This is a genomic window from Megasphaera hominis, from assembly GCF_014269395.1.
Taxonomy (GTDB): domain Bacteria; phylum Bacillota; class Negativicutes; order Veillonellales; family Megasphaeraceae; genus Megasphaera; species Megasphaera hominis.
Genome location: NZ_JACOGK010000013.1, coordinates 40,020 through 59,001, shown reverse-complemented (window position 1 = coordinate 59,001; position 18,982 = coordinate 40,020). Strand labels below are relative to the sequence as shown.

At 49.6% G+C, this 18,982-nt stretch carries 21 protein-coding genes; 2 read left to right on the top strand and 19 right to left on the bottom strand.

Going from position 1 to position 18,982, the window contains the following annotated elements:
* Positions 1–8: 8 nt before the first annotated feature.
* From H8J70_RS05760 to H8J70_RS05725, 8 genes are all read right to left on the bottom strand, one after another.
* Complete coding sequence (locus H8J70_RS05760) at positions 9–224, bottom strand: DUF2905 domain-containing protein (protein WP_186502908.1); 216 nt, start codon at positions 222–224, stop codon at positions 9–11.
* Complete coding sequence (gene ruvB, locus H8J70_RS05755) at positions 217–1,263, bottom strand: Holliday junction branch migration DNA helicase RuvB (RefSeq protein WP_186502907.1); 1,047 nt, start codon at positions 1,261–1,263, stop codon at positions 217–219. Before ruvB ends, H8J70_RS05760 begins: the two co-directional genes overlap by 8 nt.
* Before the next feature lie 3 nt (positions 1,264–1,266).
* The gene (gene ruvA, locus H8J70_RS05750) at positions 1,267–1,866 is read right to left on the bottom strand and encodes a Holliday junction branch migration protein RuvA (RefSeq protein WP_186502906.1); all 600 of its coding nucleotides are present in this window, start codon (positions 1,864–1,866) and stop codon (positions 1,267–1,269) included.
* Positions 1,863–2,363 (bottom strand): crossover junction endodeoxyribonuclease RuvC, encoded by a 501-nt coding sequence (gene ruvC, locus H8J70_RS05745; RefSeq protein WP_186502905.1) that lies wholly within the window; start codon positions 2,361–2,363, stop codon positions 1,863–1,865. The genes ruvA and ruvC overlap by 4 nt, the downstream gene beginning before the upstream one ends.
* Before the next feature lie 172 nt (positions 2,364–2,535).
* Positions 2,536–3,165: a flavodoxin gene (locus H8J70_RS05740; protein ID WP_186502904.1), complete on the bottom strand. Its 630-nt coding sequence runs from the start codon at positions 3,163–3,165 to the stop codon at positions 2,536–2,538.
* Positions 3,166–3,392: 227 nt separating this feature from the next.
* Positions 3,393–3,578, bottom strand: a complete 186-nt coding sequence (rpmF, locus tag H8J70_RS05735; RefSeq protein WP_186502903.1) for a 50S ribosomal protein L32 — start codon at positions 3,576–3,578, stop codon at positions 3,393–3,395.
* Between the two features lie 36 nt (positions 3,579–3,614).
* A complete protein-coding gene (locus H8J70_RS05730; RefSeq protein ID WP_186502902.1) occupies positions 3,615–4,109 on the bottom strand; it encodes a YceD family protein in 495 nt (164 codons plus the stop codon).
* Positions 4,110–4,186: 77 nt separating this feature from the next.
* Entirely contained in the window at positions 4,187–5,827 is a 1,641-nt protein-coding gene (locus tag H8J70_RS05725; RefSeq protein WP_186502901.1) for a nucleoside kinase, read from the bottom strand.
* 147 nt (positions 5,828–5,974) lie between these two features.
* On the opposite strand from H8J70_RS05725, the gene H8J70_RS05720 reads away from it, so the two are divergent.
* A complete protein-coding gene (locus H8J70_RS05720) occupies positions 5,975–7,006 on the top strand; it encodes a hypothetical protein (RefSeq protein ID WP_186502900.1) in 1,032 nt (343 codons plus the stop codon).
* 68 nt (positions 7,007–7,074) lie between these two features.
* Here H8J70_RS05720 and H8J70_RS05715 read toward each other — a convergent pair whose 3' ends face one another.
* The 3 genes from H8J70_RS05715 to H8J70_RS05705 all read right to left on the bottom strand — a co-directional run bounded on the left by H8J70_RS05715 (position 7,075) and on the right by H8J70_RS05705 (position 10,663).
* Complete coding sequence (locus tag H8J70_RS05715) at positions 7,075–7,494, bottom strand: SoxR reducing system RseC family protein (protein ID WP_186502899.1); 420 nt, start codon at positions 7,492–7,494, stop codon at positions 7,075–7,077.
* Between the two features lie 238 nt (positions 7,495–7,732).
* Positions 7,733–8,602, bottom strand: a complete 870-nt coding sequence (gene galU, locus H8J70_RS05710; protein WP_186502898.1) for a UTP--glucose-1-phosphate uridylyltransferase GalU — start codon at positions 8,600–8,602, stop codon at positions 7,733–7,735.
* A gap of 12 nt (positions 8,603–8,614) precedes the next feature.
* A complete protein-coding gene (locus H8J70_RS05705; protein ID WP_186502897.1) occupies positions 8,615–10,663 on the bottom strand; it encodes an LPO_1073/Vpar_1526 family protein in 2,049 nt (682 codons plus the stop codon).
* A gap of 159 nt (positions 10,664–10,822) precedes the next feature.
* Here H8J70_RS05705 and H8J70_RS05700 point away from each other — a divergent pair, with 159 nt between their 5' ends.
* Positions 10,823–11,500, top strand: coding sequence for an HAD family hydrolase (locus tag H8J70_RS05700; protein WP_246415279.1), 678 nt, complete (start codon positions 10,823–10,825; stop codon positions 11,498–11,500).
* 40 nt (positions 11,501–11,540) lie between these two features.
* On the opposite strand, the gene H8J70_RS05695 is transcribed toward H8J70_RS05700, so the two are convergent.
* The 8 genes from H8J70_RS05695 to H8J70_RS05660 form a co-directional block, all read right to left on the bottom strand.
* Positions 11,541–12,734 (bottom strand): S-layer homology domain-containing protein, encoded by a 1,194-nt coding sequence (locus H8J70_RS05695; protein WP_186502895.1) that lies wholly within the window; start codon positions 12,732–12,734, stop codon positions 11,541–11,543.
* A 19-nt stretch (positions 12,735–12,753) separates the two neighbouring features.
* The gene (locus tag H8J70_RS05690) at positions 12,754–13,785 is read right to left on the bottom strand and encodes an S-layer homology domain-containing protein (RefSeq protein WP_186502894.1); all 1,032 of its coding nucleotides are present in this window, start codon (positions 13,783–13,785) and stop codon (positions 12,754–12,756) included.
* Positions 13,786–13,910: 125 nt separating this feature from the next.
* The gene (locus tag H8J70_RS05685) at positions 13,911–14,891 is read right to left on the bottom strand and encodes an asparaginase (RefSeq protein WP_186502893.1); all 981 of its coding nucleotides are present in this window, start codon (positions 14,889–14,891) and stop codon (positions 13,911–13,913) included.
* Positions 14,892–15,043: 152 nt separating this feature from the next.
* Entirely contained in the window at positions 15,044–15,631 is a 588-nt protein-coding gene (gene rpsD / locus H8J70_RS05680) for a 30S ribosomal protein S4 (RefSeq protein WP_186502892.1), read from the bottom strand.
* Positions 15,632–15,735: 104 nt separating this feature from the next.
* Complete coding sequence (locus H8J70_RS05675) at positions 15,736–16,311, bottom strand: histidine phosphatase family protein (protein ID WP_186502891.1); 576 nt, start codon at positions 16,309–16,311, stop codon at positions 15,736–15,738.
* A gap of 78 nt (positions 16,312–16,389) precedes the next feature.
* Positions 16,390–16,764, bottom strand: a complete 375-nt coding sequence (locus tag H8J70_RS05670) for a desulfoferrodoxin family protein (RefSeq protein ID WP_186502890.1) — start codon at positions 16,762–16,764, stop codon at positions 16,390–16,392.
* A 174-nt stretch (positions 16,765–16,938) separates the two neighbouring features.
* On the bottom strand, positions 16,939–18,105 hold the full coding sequence (locus H8J70_RS05665; protein WP_186502889.1) for a class I SAM-dependent methyltransferase: 1,167 nt from the start codon (positions 18,103–18,105) through the stop codon (positions 16,939–16,941).
* A gap of 29 nt (positions 18,106–18,134) precedes the next feature.
* Positions 18,135–18,974, bottom strand: coding sequence for a bifunctional 5,10-methylenetetrahydrofolate dehydrogenase/5,10-methenyltetrahydrofolate cyclohydrolase (locus tag H8J70_RS05660; RefSeq protein WP_186502888.1), 840 nt, complete (start codon positions 18,972–18,974; stop codon positions 18,135–18,137).
* Positions 18,975–18,982: the final 8 nt, after the last annotated feature.

Genomic DNA, 18,982 nt, shown 5'->3' with positions numbered 1-18,982 from the left:
CCTCCCTTTCAATGACGGAAAAAGACATTGAGTAAGATAGACAAAACAATGCTCAAAACAATACAGGTCACTATGGGGAAATCAAAGGTCGTATTACCATGGACTACATGAATATCGCCTGGCAGACGGCCAAAAAAACGTCCCAGGCCCAAGCGGTCTAACACGGTCCAGGCAGCACCGGCCAGAAAAATGAGGCCGCCAATAGCCATTAGTATCTTACCCATTGTTTTCCTCCCCAAAGAGCGACGGACTGGACGCACCCGTCTGTTGTGGTTCCGGAATGCCCAAATGCCGATAGGCTGCTGCCGTAACGACGCGGCCCCGGGGCGTACGATTCAGGAAGCCCTGCTGCATCAGGAAAGGCTCGTACACGTCTTCTACAGCATCGACGGATTCACTGATTGCCGCAGCAATCGTATCGAGGCCCACAGGTCCGCCGGCAAATTTCTCGATAATGACCTGCAATACCCGACGGTCTGTACGGTCCAGGCCACAGCGGTCTACTTCCAGACGGTCCAGGGCCGAGGCAGCAATTTGGTCGGTAATGGCAGGCGATCCCGCCACTTGGGCAAAATCGCGGACACGCTTTAACAGGCGGTTGGCAATACGCGGCGTGCCACGGGAACGCCGGGCAATTTCCAAGGCTCCCTGTTCTTCAATTTCTATGTCCAGGATTTCTGCCGTCCGCTTGATGATCAGCACCAGCTCTTCAGGTTTATAGAATTCCAGGCGGCTGATGACACCAAAGCGGTCCCGTAAAGGCGGTGCCAGACGGCCTACCTGGGTCGTCGCGCCGACCAGTGTAAAGGGTGGCAAATCGATGCGCACCGACCGGGCACTAGGGCCCTTGCCGATGACAATATCCAAGGCGTAATCTTCCATCGCTGCATAGAGGACTTCTTCTACGCTATGGGACAGGCGGTGGATTTCGTCGATAAAGAGGAGGTCCCGTTCCTGGAGATTCGTCAGCAAGGCGGCCAAATCACCGGGCCGTTCAATAGCCGGCCCCGACGTAATGCGCAGATTGACGCCTAATTCATTGGCAATAATGCCGGCCATGGTCGTCTTGCCCAAGCCGGGCGGCCCGTAGAGCAAAACATGATCCAAGGCTTCCTTGCGCAGCTTAGCCGCCTCGATAAAAACGCGCAGGTTTTCTTTGGCCTTTGTCTGGCCAATGTATTCATTTAAATAATGAGGACGCAGACTGTACTGCCAAGAATCACCTGGCAGATCTGCTGTCTCAATAATCCGGTTTTCCTCCATCTCTTACCTCCCGCTGCCTAGTGTACGCAGGACAATCTTCAGCAGGTCCTCTACATTGTCGTACTGGCCTGCATATTTTTGAATAGCCGGCAGTACCTCCTGTTCGGCATAGCCCAGGGATTGAAGCGCTGCCAGCGTTTCGGCTGCGGCACCGCCAGCAGGCGTACTGACGACATCCTTTATGGCCATGTCGCCGGCATCAACCGTACCGATTTTATCCTTCAATTCGAGTACCAGCCGGTTCGCCGTTTTTTTGCCGATGCCGGGCAGCTTCGTCAAGACGCTCATATTGTTCTGGCTAATGGCCAGGCGCAGCGTATCCGGTGTAACCGCTCCTAAGGCGTTGACAGCCAGTTTGGGCCCAATGCCGTTTACAGTAATGAGCAGCAAAAACAGTTCATACTCATCCTGGGTCAGAAAGCCATAGAGGGTAATATCGTTTTCCGTAACACTCATGTACGTATAGAGCATCGTCTCTTTGCCGACGCTGAGCTCACCCAGTGTCGTTCCGGAAACGATGGTCCGGTAGCCGACACCGCCTACTTCAATGAAACAGGAGTTGGCAAATACATGGGTAATTTTTCCTTTTAAATAGCCAATCATAGCTGCACCGTCCTTTTTAAGCTGAGCGAATGACTGGAATAAATCGTATAAATAGCCATAGCCAGTGCATCAGCCGCATCGTCAGGCTTGATTTTCTCGCGAATACCCAAAAGGCGCATGGTCATATCGATAACCTGTTCCTTCGTCGCCCGGCCGTAGCCCGTTACACCCTGCTTGACCTGCAGCGGCGAAAATTCCAGAATGGGAATTCCTGCCTGCTGGGCCGTCAACAAGATAATGCCCCGGGCCTGACCGACTGTAATAGCCGTCGTCACATTGCGATTAAAAAAAAGCTGTTCTACACCGACGACGTCCGGCTTATATTTCTTATATAATTCGTTGAGTCCGTCGTACAGCATGACCAGCCGTTCGGCATCGCTATACTCCGGCGTCGTTTGTACCGTTCCGTATGTAACGGGACGCAGCCGGCTGCCACTCGCGTCGACGACGCCAAAGCCGCAGATGGCCGTGCCCGGATCGATTCCCATAGCCCGCATAGGTTACCTGCCTCCACACGCAAAGACTAACTAATTGATAGACTAAATTGTATTATATCATGAAACAGGCCGGATGGTACAGATAGGCACTTGTTTTACGTCATTTTTACGAAACAAAAAGAGCGGGACAAGCATGCGTTATATGCATGCTGCCCCGCTGTTATCCAAGCTGTTAGAAGCCTAGGGTTTTTATCCAATCCTGTACATCCTGCTGTGATGCACCAGACGGGAACCGTTTGCCTTCCAGCCAGTTGCCCGTGCCTGCCATTTTCTGCAGGAGCTTACCGCTTTCACCAAGACCAGAGCTATAGGAGGTAGCGAACGGAATGACCGTCTTACCGGTAAAGTCATTGGCTTTTACAAACGTATCGACCGGCCAGGCAGCGATTCCCCACCAAATAGGATAGCCAATGAAAACCGTATCGTACGACGACCAGTTGTCCACTTTATCCTTTACCAGCGGCACGTTACGCAGACTTTCATCCTTGTGTTCCTTGGATACGCGGCTCGTATCATTATTATAGTCCAAATCAGCTTCACTATACGGCTGAGCCGGCTGCAGTTCCAGGACGTCGCCTTTGGTTGCCGTGGCGATGTACGAGGCTACATTTTTCGTATGTCCCGAAGCCGAGTAATACACGACCAGGACTTTGCCGTCATGCTTAATAGCCTGAGCTGAAGCTTCCGTCTTCGTTTCCTTTGCAGACGCTCCGGAAGCCGAATCTGCTTTGTTGCCACAGGCCGAAAGGCCAAATACCATGAGCAGGCCTAAGGCCAGAACCAATATCTTTTTCATTTTCATTGGAATACCCCCTTGTGTAATCCCCTTGCCGGGCCCGCTTGAAGGCGCCCGGGAAATCATTTATTACTACGTTCTATTATACATCAAGGGAGCAGGCCTGTGAACGCTATATCCAGCCATAGAGCATACTTATCTCGTATGAGCATTTCATGCTTTTTAGGTATTTCTGTATCGGAATCGACAAAAAAGAGCACCCTCGCAAGGATACTCTTTTTTATGTCGAACTCTTATTCAGCTGTAGTGTTGTTAACAACCTGTTTGCCTTTGTAGTAGCCGCAAGTCGGGCATACATGATGAGGCATTACTGCTTCGTGGCACTGCGGGCATTCAACAAAACCCGGTGCTGTCAACTTCCAGTTGGCACGACGCATTTTCTGACGAGTCTGGGATAATCTGTTCTTTGGTACTGCCATGTTCTGCACCTCCTTAAATCATGGTACGTGATTGTTCTAGTTTTTAAGTAACTTCCCCAAGACAGCCATTCTTGGGTCAATACTGTCGGTAGGACAACTACAGGGTCCTTGGTTTAGGTCTGCACCGCATTGCGGACAAAGCCCTTTGCAATCAGGCCGGCACAATACCTTCATAGGCTCGCTGAGGATCAAGATTTCTCTAATTGTCTCCGTCAGATCAATATACTCACCGTTATAAGGCAGTATATCTTCGGGAAGCTCTGCTTCCGTACCATAGACTTCAGACAGTGTTGCATTCCGATCCACCGATACCGGTGTCAGGCAGCGACTGCAGGAATACATACCCGTTGTATGTACAGTTCCTTGTACAACCAGATGGTTGCCATCGAACCAAAACGTGCCTTCCACAGCCACATCATGGCTTTTCCAGGGAAAAGCGTCTACATCACCCAGTTCGGCAGCCGGTTTTTGAAAGGAAAAAGGAAATTGCTTTCCTTCAGCCTTGAGTGCTTCTTCGACTTGTAGTTTCATTATTTCTACCTCGACTATACTATTATATCCATCAGTCTATGCTTTGTCAATGATTAATTATCTGACGCCTGTCCGCCCTATTTGCCGATAAATTCCCGCAATAAGGAATTATTCGGTACGACGGACGCGTCGACAGAACGGAAGGGTTTTAAAAAGAGGAGCAGCCGCTGGGCTTCTGCATAATAAGGATTATCCGGTTCTACAGAAGCTAAGAGTGGTTCCGCAAAGGGCTTGAGTACAGACAGTTCGTAGGGCAAGGCCGTATTAAAAATGGTATCGGCATCTTCCTGATAAGGGTAAATATTCGTTTCTTCTCCACGGCGGACGTCACTCCAGATTTCTAATGTCGCCTGCGGACCACGGGCGCGGAACTGATGGTCTCGTACGAGACGGCGGATAATCCGCGTGTCCGATGTAGAAATACGGTTGTGGTCGTTAATACGTATCTGCGTCAGCACACCCAGGGAAATCTTCACCTTTTCATAGCGCGGCAGCATGTAGGTCAGGGAATCGTTTAACGCGTGCAGGCCTTCGACGACAATAGGCTGATTGGCCTCAAGGACGGTAGGCTTTTCGTCGAAATGACGCTGGCCCGTTACGAAATCAAAACGCGATAAATAGACTTCCTTGCCCTGACTCAGATCATCTATTTGCTGATTGAACAAGGGTACGTCAATAGCCCGCAACGATTCAAAATCATAACTGCCATCGGGATTGCGCGGCGTATCTTCGCGATTATAAAAATAATCATCCAGGGAAATACGTACCGGCCGGAGACCTACGACGCGCAGCTGCGTCGTCAAGCGCTTGCAAAAGGTCGTCTTGCCGGCTGATGACGGCCCGGCGATCAATACGACTTTGATACCGGGCTTTTGATTGACGATATAATCGGCAATCTGGCCCAGCTTCTTTTCCTGCAAGGCTTCTGCCATATCGATAATCTCCTGTATCGTACCATTTTCAATATAATGATTCAAGTCCGATACGTATTCGCAGCGTACGATACGGCCCCATTCTTCTGCATCCAGGAAGAGGCGGGCCATCTTGGGAATTTCCTTATATTCCGGCAATTCTTCCGGATTTTCCACCTTAGGATATTCCAAAATGATTCCAGGCGCATAGAGGCGCAGGTTGAAGCAGGTCAAATAGCCCATGCTTGGCAAGAGCGGGCCCATGTAGTAGTCAAAGCATTGGCCGCACTGGTAGGCCATAATATGCGTCACGTCTACGTGCTGCAACAGTTCCGCCTCCCGCGTCATGCCGCGGTTGCGGCACATGGCCATGGCTGTGTCGGCGCTGGCTACGACCTGGGTAATCGTTTCATCCTGCTCGACGATTTCCTCCATCCGTTTTTTTATTTCTTCTACATCGTGCAGGGTAACCGTATGTCCCAGCTCCAGTTCACAATAAAGGGACTTACGCAGGGCATGCTTGACAAGCACCTTGCCCTGGGGATAGAGATCCGATACAGCCCGGACCAAAAGAAAAATAGCCGTGCGTACAATACACTGATTGCCCTCCGTCGTTGCCAGGGAAAACCATTCAATGTCCCCATCGGCATGGACCTTCGTCTGCAGGCCTGCCATTTCATTGTTATATAACGCAGCGGCAATGCGTGGTTTGGCCTGAGGATATTCCTTTTGGCTAATGGCCAATAACGTCGTTCCTTCCGGAACTTCATAGACTTTTTTATTTGTTTTATCGTGTAAAGTAATCATCTATGCGTCTCCTCTTTCTTCATTTTATTCCAGCCGGTTTATTTCTGGCAAATACATCTAGAAATATTATACGTTTATTTTTACAAAAATGGTATAATGATTTTAATCCGTTCTCTCTATTTGTTATATATGAAGAAGGTTTTATTCTTGAAAAAACATAAAATTCCTACACCGGACGTCTCCATCCTGGCAGCCTTATTTATCATTTTACTTTGTATAGAGGCTGCCATTGGCGCCTATGAAGAAGTCTATAAAGCTACGCCGGACTATTCATTCAAGCAGCTCGTCGTAGCCGTTCAGCAGGAGGACAGCGAGAAAACCAATGCCTTAACAGACTCTAAAAATATCGCCGCCCAGATCTTTGATACGCTTTCGGCCAATGTCAGCGGTATTGACTCCTTTCCTATCCTGCGTACAGCCTGGGCCCCCTTGCGCACTGATTTTATTGACGACAGCAGCCGCCTGGTTACACTGTCCTTACAGCCCCAGGCAAACGGACTGGAACGCAAGGGCATGGAGGATTCGCTCAAGGCTTGTCTGCAGGCCCTAAATGCCCCTATCCCCCTGACAGGCTGGCATTATGCAGGCCATGAGTTCGCCCACAAAACAGACAGTACCCACGCCGAAATGGATATTACCCTTTACAATGATGAATTACAAGCGTATATTCCCTGCCGGATTCAATTCACCCGTATTTCGCCGCATGTCTGGCAGGTCAGCGGCCTGGCCGATCCTAAAGCGTTCATCGATCACATCGACACGGCCCGCTCCCAGGCGCTGGCAACGTATAACGCGTCCCTGCAACAGCAAATAGATGCGCTGGTCACCTTAAAAAATACGTCAGCAACGCTCATTCACGGCGATGGCCAACAAACCTTTCTGCGCCTTACGTATACGCCTGTCATTACCGGAAACACAGGGATTCAGGAAATCCACGGTCTCTATGAATTACAGCGGGATGCTGACAAGGCCATCCTCTATTCCGGTACGATCCACTTGTCACCGGTTATATCCAATCAGGCCCATACGAGCCAGTTCCTGTTAAATCCTATGATTCCCAGCCAGTATGCGCTCATAACGCGCACCAATTTAGACGGCACGCACAGCCACCTGCGCATTACAGGCATTACCCGTGCAGATGGTTCGACACTGCAGCTGGCAGATAAAGTTCCCCACTGACAACGCGTACCAGTATAACGAAAAAAGCCCCTTCCAGAGCACTCGTTCCGGAAGGGGCTTTTTGTCACTTATCTGACTAGTACTTCGACAATCTTCGGTTTTGCATTGGCATCGTTGCTTAAAGAACGGTCAAAGAGCTTGACACCGACAGCGCCGAGGAGAAAACCGATAATGCCGCCGGCAATTTCCAGGTTAATTTCATTCAGTCCCTGGGAAAGGGCGATCCAATGGCCGATAAACACGCCTGCTGCCGCAACCAGGAGGGGCATGACAAAACAGACAAACGCGCCAATGACGATGTTCGTTTCCCGCATTTCAAACTTGACATGCTGCCCCACTTCAGCGCCTACAGGATTTAACGCCTGAACGACTATATTTTGTGCGCCATCGCAAGCACCGCAAGCCATGCAATCGGAATGACGGCCAACCTTCACATCTGCCAATCCATTATCGTTGATCCCTACGATCGTACCTTCTTCGATCTTCATAAAGACCCCTTCTTTCATCCTATGTTATGAAGAATAATTATCTTTTGCTTTTCAAAGCTAGTATAGCATGCAAATTCTCAATAATCAACACCTCTATGGTGTCCTTTAGGTATAGCATCGTTGCCTTTTTGACCTTATCATTTTTTCTTCTAATCACAATGTTATTTCTGCTGGTTTACTGGCCGAGAAAATAAAAAAGCAGGGAAAGCAGACGAACGTCTGCTTTCCCTGCCCTATATTATAGAGAAAGGCTTTTTAAATAATCCCGGAATTCCTGGCCCAAATCAGGACGGCGCAAGGCGTATTCTACAGTGGCTTTTAAGAAGCCCAGTTTGTCTCCTACGTCATAGCGTTTGCCTGTAAAGCAATAGGCATAGACAGCTTCCCTGGACGCCATAGTTTGCAAGGCATCGGTCAGCTGTACTTCACCGCCCTTGCCCGGTTCCGTACGGCGCAAAATTTCAAAAATATCCGGTGTGATGATGTAACGGCCCAAGACGGCAATACGGCTCGGCGCTTCTTCAATGCTAGGCTTTTCGATCATATTCGTGACCCGCATCAGCTTTGCATCCGGCGCAGGTACGCCCTTGACGATGCCATAGGCGGATACCTTATCCCGGGGTACTTCCTGACAGCCCAGAACGGTAGCACCAACCTTATTATACATATCGATCATTTGCCGTAAGGCCGGCACAGTTTCATTGTAGACGACATCGTCCCCCAGCAGTACAGCAAAAGGTTCATCGTCAATGAACGATTGGGCACAGAGGATGGCATCGCCTAAGCCGCGCATGTGCTTTTGCCGGATATAATGGATATTGATCTCCGAAATACTGCGGACCATTCGTAACAGTTCCGTCTTATGATGTTCCTGCAGGTTTAGCTCCAAGGCAATATTTGTATCAAAGTGATCTTCAATGGCCCGTTTCGCATGTCCACTGATGATCAGGATTTCTTCGATACCACTCTGCAATGCTTCTTCTACAATATACTGAATGGTCGGTTTGTCCACAATGGGCAGCATTTCTTTCGGTGTTGCTTTTGTAGCCGGCAAAAATCGCGTGCCAAACCCGGCTGCGGGAATAACGGCTTTACGAATTTTCTTCATACCCTTGCCTCCTTATTCAAACCAGCGTGACAGGTCAAATTCTTCACCAATGGTTTCTTTCACATAGCCTTGTGCCAAATAGAGGCCCAAGAGAGACAGAGTAGAAATCCGTAAGAGCGTGCTATCCCAAATATCTCCCAAGTCGGCCAGGATAGGCGAAATATCTTCCATGACATCCAGGGCTTCCTCACCGGCAAAATTACACGGCCGTTTTTTAGCCAGACGCAAGAGACGGTCCTGCATTTCCCGTTCTGTAATACCGGTTGTGCGGAAGTAGCGGATAGCCATCGTATCATCGACGAGAGCTAACTTGATGAGCGGTGAATTAAAGGAGCGAACGATATATTCCCGCGGAATCCGCTGTCCTTTCAAGGCCTTGCGCAGTTCTTCTTCTGTAAAGCCACGGTAACGGAACAAGAGCGGATACGAGTCTGCCAGAATTTCGGCAAAGCGTGTTTCCTTCGTTTCTAGCGCCGTACAATGTAAATAGTCGAGCTGCTGATAATAGGGCCGTTCCGTCGGAAAATGATCGAGGAAAGGCATGACGTATTTATCAATGTATTGGCCAAATGTCGCCTTATCTACATTGTGGGAATTACGCGAGTAAAGGAAGAGCAACAAGAGAGCCAAAATCTGATAATGGGAACGGTTCAGGTAAGGCATTACTTTCAGGGCATCGATGGCTACCAGGTGCCGTGTAGAAACGGCAGGGCAGCAGACGATATCATAAAAGGCACGCAGTCCCATTGTGGCAACATAATCCTGTGGATCCGACACGTAGGCCTTCTGCAAATTCTGCAGGGCTTCCTGTACGATAAGCGGTGCTACCATCTTTTCCCGTTCGGCATCGGTTTTGCAGCCCACACGGTTAAAGGCTGCTGCTGTAATATTGTTGACATTCTGCTGAAATTCTTCTGTGGCAATGCCATACTGACCCATGAAGTGATGGGCACATTCGCGGATAATAGAAGAATTTTCCACCGTATCCGAGGCCCAGATCGAATCGTGGGACACAGGGCGTGTTTCTGTTCCCGATGCCGGTAATTCATTGCCCCATGGGCTTTTTCTGGCCTCTGCCGCAGCCCGGCTCTGGGTCCGTCTGTCCGTAGTCTTGCCCGCAGCCTGTACAGGCCGGTTCGCACCGGTATCTTTGCTGGCTGTATCTACCTGTACAGGTTCCATGCGGCGTGTTTCATCACCTGGTGCATTGGATGAGAGGGTGTGTGTTCTTGCCTTCACGGGCGGCATAATCTGTGTCTGGTCGCCGGCACTGTCAGCAACAGCAGCCGCTACCTTGACAGCAGGAATGACTGTCGTGGCGGCTGTAGCTGCCGCTTCGCCGGCAGGCGCATTTTTAGCTGCCAGGTCTGCCGAAACGACGGCAGCCATGTGAGCTAATGAAGGGTCGCCGGCCTCCTTTGTTTCTTCCTTCTTATGTGCCGCAGCCTGTTCCTGCCGCTGGCGCAGAGCTTCTGCCTGTTTTCTGCGGCGCTCTGCTTCAGCAACCTGGCGTTCTGCCGCTTCCTTTTCCGCTGCCCGGGCTGCTTCCTCTTCACGGCGTTTTTTGGCTTCCTCTGCTTCCGCCTTGAAAGCCGCTGCTTCTTCTTTATCTACTTTATCCATGGCCTCGATGATTTCATCACGTGACAAGACCCGTGTGGCGTCGAGGTTATCCTTTGCCGTTTTATGGCTATGCTGCGTGTCCGCAGCCTTATAGACAATATGGCCATCCTGGCGAACGGCTTCCCCTTTGGTCGTAACAAAAGCGGTTTCTTCCGGATTTTCCCGGCGTTCCCGCACGGTTACCGTCGATATCTTGGGTACCGGCGCTGTATGCGACCGGGCTGTAGCCCGTTCAGCCTGCCGTTCATTGTGCAAGGCTTCGATTTGTGCCCATGCGGCCTTTTCTTCAGCTTTCTTTTGCGCTAACTGCTGGGCTTCTTCCCGTTCCTGCTTTTTATGGCTTTTTTCAGCCTTGCTGCCGGAAAAGAAAATCAGGCAAATAACGAAAAAAACAAGTACTACGCCTGCCAGTATGATATACGGCAAATAACTAGACATTTCATCCTCTCCTCTATAACCTATAACATAATCTTAAGCCCTATTTTACCATAGATAGTACACAACTTCCAGTTTAGAAAAAGGCAGATATGACGTAATTTTTCGTCTCTGTCCCCATTCCGTGGTATAATAAAAAGCATGTTAAACAAAGGAGGCCTTATGCCGATTCCGGCATGTATTATGAAACCATATAAAGCGATTATTTTCGATATGGACGGAACTGTCCTCGATACGTTAGATGAATTAACCCACTCCTTAGCTCACATTTTCCGGCAGCACGGACTCCCGGAAAAAACCAGTCAGGAAGTCCGTGCCTGCCTGGGCTATGGCTATATTGGCCTGATTCAGCGGGCCGTCCCTGATCTGCCGGTGGCGGAACAAGAACAATTGGCCCGGGAATTCAAGGACTGGTATGGCGCTCATTGCGCCGGCCACACCTGTCTGTACGCCGGTATTCACGAATTATTACAGGCTCTAAAAGACGCAGGACGGCAGACTGCGATCGTTTCCAACAAGGGCCAGGCTGCCGTGACGACGCTGCACGAAGAGTTCTTCTCCGGCCTGGTTACGTTTTCTCTGGGTGAATCGCCGCTTTATCAAAAGAAACCGGCGCCGGATATGGTCTGGGAAGCCTTAAAGCGCCTGGGCTGTGCCCAGGAAGACGCCGTCTACATAGGCGATTCGGAGGTAGATAAGCGCACAGCAGATAATGCCGGCCTGGATTCTATCCTCGTCACCTGGGGTTTCCGGGATCCGGCCTTTTTGGAAGCGTTGCAGCCGGACTACCTCGTACAGACGCCGCAAGAATTACAGACGCTCCTCCTTTCTGGCGACTAATAAAAACAACCTGTTCCTTCAAGAGGAACAGGTTGTTTTTTTATTTAATCGTATCCTGAATAACTGAATCGACAGCTTTGTTCGTAGCCGTATCATACAGCGGTGAGTACACATTAGCGCCATCACGATCTGTATTCGTCTGCGTATCCGTCAGGTCTTCGTCCGTTGCGTCGCCTGCCTGGACTGCCGGCTTAGCCGCCGCAATGGTCTGAAGATCCCGAATTCTGACAATGCCTTTACCTACGCGTTCTTCCAATTTTTGTAAGGTCGAAGCTGCTAAAGGCCGGCGCACGATCACGTCAATTTGTTCTGCCTTGTAATCAGGCATAGCCCCGATATAATTCTGCACGCCTTCTTCCGAAACAATGCAATTAATAGCCCGCATCATGAGCTGGTCATAATCACTCCGGGCAAAGCGGGCCGGACGGATTTCCAGCACATCATAGCGGCTGACATCCCGTTTCAGGCGTTGATTGAGGAACATATGCGGTCCCGTTTTCATACCCAAGACGAGTTTATTGCCATCCCAGTACAGCGTCCCCTGCTGGAAATAGGCAGGCATACTGCCATATTCCGCGTTGAGCGCCCGGATGACCTGCCGTTCTACATCGACATGGGATACATAATCGCCGTCAGAATGGCTCACGTGGTACATAGTTTCCGCTGCTTCCGCCCGGGTTATGCCGTCTTTGGGACGAAACAGGTTGTCTGCGGAAAGCATGAGATTTTTATTATGCAAGTACTGTACCGCTTCCAGGTCTGCTGCATCGATAGAGGCCTGGTCCGCATAGGGTGCTACTGTACGCGAGACATCCGTAAGGCCGCAGTACTTTAAATACTGGTATAACACAGCAGCAAATTCTTCCCGCGTTACCGGCTGGTCAGGTTTAAAGGAGCCATCCGCATAGCCCTCCAGAATGCCATGGGAGGCAACGGCAGCCATCGCATCGTTGGCCTTCGGAGACGGCGCATCTGTAAAATTCAACGGTGCTGTCGGCAAATTCAAAGCCGTGCCATAAATAAGTTGTGCCAAATCGCCACGGGTCAGCACCTGCTGTGGTGAAAAGGTTGTGCCCGGCGCAAAGGACAGGCAGTTATTATCGTAGAGATAATCGATCGCCACGCGGCTCTTCAAGCCGCCCAGATCGGTATAGGGCGCAGCTGCGAACACAGAAAAAGACGTGCAGGCAACGAGGGCTGTCAAGACAGCCAAAACTTTCTTTCGCTTAACCATGATTATTCCTCCTGCCTGATTACTGGATGACAATGCGCAGTACACTGCCCAGTTGTTTATTTAACGCCGCTTGTGTTTCTTTGCTGATCGACGGGACGATCAAGTCTACGCGTTCATTCAAATAATCTTCTTTTGTTTCTACAGCCGTGCCCGTCGGTTCAGTTGCGCGATAGATTTTTTCTGCCTGGGCTTTGATATTTTTATAGTCGTTATAGCTGTACGTCGAACGCTGGACAATAACACTGCCTGCAGGGATTGCCGAATCCGTAGCAATGACCTGTTCCAGCTTGTCCTGGTTAGCCTTGGTCTTCACGCCTACGTGAAGTTTATTATCCATCCAGTACATAATGCCATCCTTGGCAAAGTTTTTGACCGACCCGTACACGTCAGTCACGTCTTTAAAGACCTGTGTCTGCAGGCTATTTTGCTTTTCCGAACTGCCCTGGCTGTTGTTGATAATGCGATACAGGACGTTAACAGCTTCCCCGCGGGTTACCTTTTGGTTCGGCTGGAAATAGTTGTTGGCACCCTGCATATAGCCGGCAGCAGACAACGTATTGACGGCTTTTTTCGCCCACGGCGCAATGGACGCTTCGTCGGTATACGGCGTTGCCGTATCCTGCACGATAATGCCCTTATAGTTCATATAATTGTAGGCAATAACGGCAAATTCCTGACGCGTAATATCCTGTGTCGGGCGGAACGTATTATCCTTATAGCCGCTCATAATCTGTTTATCTACGAGTGAGGCAATGGCCCGTTCAGACCAGCGGCCGCGAACGTCTTTAAAATCAGAGCGCAGGACAGTATCGTTTTCACCCAGCATATTATCCAAAATGGAGGCAATGCTTTCCCGCGTAATCGGATCATTCGGATAGAAATACCCGTTGCTGCCGCTAATATAATGATTATCATAGAAATATTCTATTGCACTCTTACCCCAATAGCTGTCAATATCCTGTAAACCACTGACAGTTCCTGCAGCCATGGCGCCACTGCTCATGGCCGCGGCAAGGGCTGCTACTGCCAGAAACTTCGTATATTTTTTCATGGTATCCCACTCCTATCCAAGGTCTATAGTACTCGTTATATCAGGCCAAACAAGGTCAGTCTGATGATTGACTCTATTTATCATATTTTATCATATAGCACGCCGTGTCACAAGGCTGACGCCTGTCAGTACAGCTGGAAGTACTGCTGCACAGCTTCCGGATCGTGTGTCTTTTCCAGTATGAGCTGTAACAGGAGGCGTGCCTTTTGCGGTGACAGATTATCGGCACCGACGACTCCGGGCCATTGCGGCACAGGACTGACGATACCGCCGGAAGCCCGCGTCGCACGGACAACGACGACGCCCTGGCCTAGGGCCTTTTCGAGCCCTTCCTTAAGATAAAGAGGCAGGTTGCCATGGCCAAAACCACAAAATACGAGTCCCTCCACATGGGCTGCCAAAGCGGCTTCGATGAGGTCTTCACTCATGCCGATATGGCAATAGATGATCCAGACTGCCGGCAGGCGTTTCCCAGCCTGGCACGTCCATTCAGATGTATACGTGTGCTTACGTAAAGGCTTTTGATAAAAAACGGGGACACCGTCCTGCATAAAGCCCACATACCCCAGCTGGCCATCAGAAAAAGCGTGGACATGGGTCGTATCTGTTTTTTCTACGTACCGGGCCGCGCAGATAGAACTATTCATGAGCTGCAAAACGCCATAGTCACCGGCTTCCGGGCAGGCTGCAAGCCGTACTGCTTCCAGCAGGTTTAGCGGGCCATCGGCACTGATGGCCGTAGCCGGACGCATGGCGCCGACGATCACAATGGGCTTGTGCGTATGCACAGTCAGATTGAGAAAATAGGCCGTTTCATCCATAGAATCCGTACCGTGCGTCACGACGATACCGTCCACGTCGTCCCGGTCTGCTACGGCCTGAATCCGTGCGGAAAGACCGGTCAATAGCTCTTCCGTCATAGACGAACTATCGATATTGCAGTATTGTTCGCCTGCAATAGAGGCGTATTCAGCCAGTGCCGGTACGGACGCGATCAATTCGGCAACAGAAACTTCACCGGCCTGATAACCAAGCAATTCATCAGCAGCACCGGCCCGGCCGGCAATAGTGCCGCCACAGCCAATAATATAAATGCGGGATTTCATACAAACTCCTCCTCGTAAGTAACAAAATGATACTTCGATTGTATCACGGAAAGCAATGTATCACAAACGGAGCCGCACGACAGCATAAAAAAACAGGAAACCCGAAGGTTTCCTGTTTTCTGCATAGGTTTGTGTATCGCCAAATATGATTATTATTTGCTGTACAATTCGACGATAAGCGTTTCGTTGATTTCGATAGGGAGTTCGTCACGTTCCGGAATGCGGGTAAGGGTACCAGCAAAGTTATCGAAGTCTTTGTCGATATAAGCGACATCGAAAGATTTCAGTTCTGTGAAAGATTTTTTGAACATTTCATTCGAACGAGAGCTTTCTTTCAGGGAAATAACGGAACCCACTTTGACGTTAGCCGACGGAATATCGCACCGCTTGCCATCGACAAGGATGTGGCCGTGGTTTACCATCTGACGAGCCTGACGGATGGAATTAGCGAAGCCAATACGATAAACCAGGTTATCGAGGCGGCATTCCAGCAGTTTCAGCATGTTCTGGCCTGTAACGCCTTCCATCTTCTTAGCTTTATCATAATAACGGACAAACTGACGTTCCAGCAAGTTGTAATATGCACGGAGCTTCTGTTTTTCCAATAACTGTGTACCATATTCAGACATTTTCTTCTGACGCTGATCTTTCTTAACGCGTTTTAATGCCTTAGGATGTCCGTACACATTCAGTCCGAACCGGCGACATTCCTTAAAACGCGGGTCTCTCCTCGTTGCCATTTCTACATCACCTCATAGTAAATAATTAGATATTTTCTGCACACAATGCAGTGTTGTTATTCTATCACAATTACGAATCCCTGTCAACTTTATCCGCCCTTGGATCAGGGCAGCGTGATTTCAACAATTTGGCCATTTTTGATGGCCGGGCTGTGCAAAAAGCGGTGCATATAGGCAGCTGCTGCCAAACCGGGCTCGTGCCGGACGAGGAGCAGGTTGCGAATGAACTGGGCGTGCGTAAAAATGACGATAAAATGCTCACGCCGTTTTTCCAGAGCTGACAGGGTTTCTGTAATGCGTGACACGAGGTCTCTATAGCTCTCTGCATCACCGGCATCCACATAGTCCGGGTTCAGATTGCGCCAATACGCAATCACCCTGGGCCGGCGCTGGGCCGACGTCGTACCTACGCAGGTACGGGGTGAAAGGTATACAAATTCATGCACTGACGGCCAAACCTCTACAGGCACGTCCGGATATAGGCGGCACAAGGGAGCCGCCGTCTGCCGGGCCCGTGCGTACGGTGAGGTGATGATAAGATCCGGGCGGGGCACGATCAGGCTGACAGCCTTAGCCTGTTCTTCTCCCAGCGGAGACAAGGGAATCGTACGATGGTCTTCCGTAGCAGCTCCGGCATTTGCTGTACTTTCACCGTGGCGGATCAGCCATATTTTTTTCACAATTGCGTTCTCCTTTTCATATGTATTGCAAAAAAAAGCGGGCCCGTGAAAGCGGGCCCGCCACATACTGCCTGATACTTAGATTTCTGTCTTCCACAGGCCGTGCAGATTACAGTATGCATATACTGTACCGGAACCGACGAGATGGAATTCTGTTTCCGGTTTTTCACCCGGTTTCAGATATTTAAAGAGCAGTTTACCTTCGCTGGCTAAGGCAATCCATTCGATGTAATGGTTGTCGAGCATAGGATGTTCTACGGAGCCAACCGTTACATGCATCATCTTATCGCCTTTTTCTACAGCCGGCGTATGTTTTTCCGTCGCTGCATCAACCGATCCCGGTACGAGATGTACCATAGGCTGTCCACAGCACGTAAGATTCGTGCCGCCACCGGATTTGATGACTGCAATAATATTACCGCACAATTCGCATTTGTAAAATTCTACTGCCATGTTCCTTACCCCCTTCAGAGATAAAACGATACCGTAGAAAACATGAATGGACGCTTCGTTCCATATCATATCTTATACGAATAGTATAGCATAAACAAAGCGAATTGTATATTACCTAAGAATCATTTTTTCCTGAAATGGTAGCACTTTTTATTGATTCGGAATCTTTACTTTTTAGTACCACCGGGTCATAGGCAGGTCATTATTCGTACCCTTCGTAAAGAGGAGCTGATGTACATCGATATAGCCGATATAGAAGGCTACAGCACAGCCGCACAAATAGAGATCCCACATGCGGACAAATTCTTCACCTTTATCTGCGGCTACCTGGGCGCGGACCTTCTGGAAATTGTGGTACCAGCAGCTCAGCGTCTTGTAATAGTGCCGGCGCAGGCTTTCTGCATCGAGGAGCTGGAACGGTCCTTTGTAGGCCAATTCCACGATTTCATAGATAGTCGGCAGCGTACCGCCCGGGAAAATATACTTACGCATCCACGGATTGCTGTTCTGTTCGTCCCGGCCATCGATGTAGTGGAGAAGGAAGAGCCCGCCGTCCTTCATGACCTTATCGACGACATTCATATATCGTTCGAATTGGGAACGGCCTACGTGTTCGAGCATGCCTACACTGACGACGCGATCGAACTTGATATCTTTCTTGGGCAGATCACGGTAATCGAGAAGATCGATATGGACCTGATCTTCCAGGCCTAATGCCTTGATCCGTTCCTGTCCCATAGCCCACTGTTCATGGCTCAGGGTGCAGCCATAGCCCTTGACGCCGTACTTTTGCGCGGCTTCAATGAGTAAGTAGCCCCAGCCGCAGCCAATATCGAGAAGGCTTTGTCCCTTTTCCAGGTGCAGCTTGGATAAAATATAATGAACCTTATTTTTCTGTGCTTCTTCCAGCGTATCGTCATCATGCTTGAAATACGCACAGGAATAACTCAGTGTCGGATCGAGCCAGAGCTTATAGAAATCATTGCCCAAGTCGTAATGGGAGCATACTTCTTCCCGCTGTGTCGTTTTGTCTTCCGACGGATAGAGAAGCGAATTGACGGCACTTCTGTCTAAGGAGAATTGATCTACCTGTTCGAGCAGACATTCCAATACTGTGAATAAATCTCCTTCAATTTCCAAATCCCCCCGCATAAAAGCTTCCCCTAAGGATAAAGAAGTCGAAGTCAGCAATTCTTTCTTTGGGATGTCTTTATGAAAGATAACGCGAAATAAGGGTTCGCCCGTACCAATCGTATAATGTTTCCCATGCAATACTACATCAAAGCAGTATTTGTCGAATCGTTGCAAATAATAAATAAGAAAATTATCCATTAAATGCATGCTAACACCTTCATTCAGATAAATTTAATTTATGCTCTGTTTTCTATGCCGCACACAGCATTTTCCAATACCATCATGGTTGTCACGGCTCCTACGCCACCTGGTACGGGTGTTACTGCGCCGGCGATTTGTGAAACCGCCTCAAATTCTACATCACCTACGGTCTTCCCTTCTACCCGGTTAATGCCCACGTCGATGACGATGGCGCCTGGTTTTACCATATCTGCCGTTACCAGTCCCGGTGAGCCGGCAGCGCTGATCAAAATATCAGCCCGCCGGGCAGCTGCTACTAAATCGCGCGTGCGTGTGTGACAATGCGTCACCGTAGCGTTGCGGTTCAGGCAAAGCTGCGCCAAAGGTTTGCCAACTACATTACTTCTCCCGATAATCACCACCTCTTTCCCCGTCAAAGAAATATGATAATAATCCAGAATTGCCATAACAGCCCGGGGCGTACAGGGAACAAACCCGGGACGGCCCGAAAAGAGACGGGCTATGTTGCTGTCCGTCAGGCCATCGACGTCCTTTTCCGGACTGATACAGTTAATCACTTTTGCCGCATCAATATGGCGCGGCAAAGGCATCATCATGAGAATACCAAAAATATTTTTGTCCTCATTAAAATGCGTGATCATAGAGATCAGATCGTGTTCACATACCGTCTCTGCCAGCCTGTAAATTTCTGCTGATAATCCTACGCCCTGAGCTACCTTTTGCAGCGACCGGGCATACAAATCAGAAGGTTTATCACTGCCGGCTAAGATAATCGCCAGTCCCGGCTGTATATGGCGTTCCTGAAAATCATATAACCGCCGTTCCACCTTCTCTCGGTGAAACGCAGCCACGGCTTTGCCATCTAATATAACCATAAAAATCT

Coding starts and splice junctions, on each gene's coding strand:
- H8J70_RS05760 (WP_186502908.1), bottom strand. CDS start 224: ATGGGTAAGATACTAATGGCTATTGGCGGCCTCATTTTTCTGGCCGGT.
- ruvB (WP_186502907.1), bottom strand. CDS start 1,263: ATGGAGGAAAACCGGATTATTGAGACAGCAGATCTGCCAGGTGATTCT.
- ruvA (WP_186502906.1), bottom strand. CDS start 1,866: ATGATTGGCTATTTAAAAGGAAAAATTACCCATGTATTTGCCAACTCC.
- ruvC (WP_186502905.1), bottom strand. CDS start 2,363: ATGCGGGCTATGGGAATCGATCCGGGCACGGCCATCTGCGGCTTTGGC.
- H8J70_RS05740 (WP_186502904.1), bottom strand. CDS start 3,165: ATGAAAATGAAAAAGATATTGGTTCTGGCCTTAGGCCTGCTCATGGTA.
- rpmF (WP_186502903.1), bottom strand. CDS start 3,578: ATGGCAGTACCAAAGAACAGATTATCCCAGACTCGTCAGAAAATGCGT.
- H8J70_RS05730 (WP_186502902.1), bottom strand. CDS start 4,109: ATGAAACTACAAGTCGAAGAAGCACTCAAGGCTGAAGGAAAGCAATTT.
- H8J70_RS05725 (WP_186502901.1), bottom strand. CDS start 5,827: ATGATTACTTTACACGATAAAACAAATAAAAAAGTCTATGAAGTTCCG.
- H8J70_RS05715 (WP_186502899.1), bottom strand. CDS start 7,494: ATGAAGATCGAAGAAGGTACGATCGTAGGGATCAACGATAATGGATTG.
- galU (WP_186502898.1), bottom strand. CDS start 8,602: ATGAAGAAAATTCGTAAAGCCGTTATTCCCGCAGCCGGGTTTGGCACG.
- H8J70_RS05705 (WP_186502897.1), bottom strand. CDS start 10,663: ATGTCTAGTTATTTGCCGTATATCATACTGGCAGGCGTAGTACTTGTT.
- H8J70_RS05700 (WP_246415279.1), top strand. CDS start 10,823: ATGCCGATTCCGGCATGTATTATGAAACCATATAAAGCGATTATTTTC.
- H8J70_RS05695 (WP_186502895.1), bottom strand. CDS start 12,734: ATGGTTAAGCGAAAGAAAGTTTTGGCTGTCTTGACAGCCCTCGTTGCC.
- H8J70_RS05690 (WP_186502894.1), bottom strand. CDS start 13,785: ATGAAAAAATATACGAAGTTTCTGGCAGTAGCAGCCCTTGCCGCGGCC.
- H8J70_RS05685 (WP_186502893.1), bottom strand. CDS start 14,891: ATGAAATCCCGCATTTATATTATTGGCTGTGGCGGCACTATTGCCGGC.
- rpsD (WP_186502892.1), bottom strand. CDS start 15,631: ATGGCAACGAGGAGAGACCCGCGTTTTAAGGAATGTCGCCGGTTCGGA.
- H8J70_RS05670 (WP_186502890.1), bottom strand. CDS start 16,764: ATGGCAGTAGAATTTTACAAATGCGAATTGTGCGGTAATATTATTGCA.
- H8J70_RS05665 (WP_186502889.1), bottom strand. CDS start 18,105: ATGCATTTAATGGATAATTTTCTTATTTATTATTTGCAACGATTCGAC.
- H8J70_RS05660 (WP_186502888.1), bottom strand. CDS start 18,974: ATGGTTATATTAGATGGCAAAGCCGTGGCTGCGTTTCACCGAGAGAAG.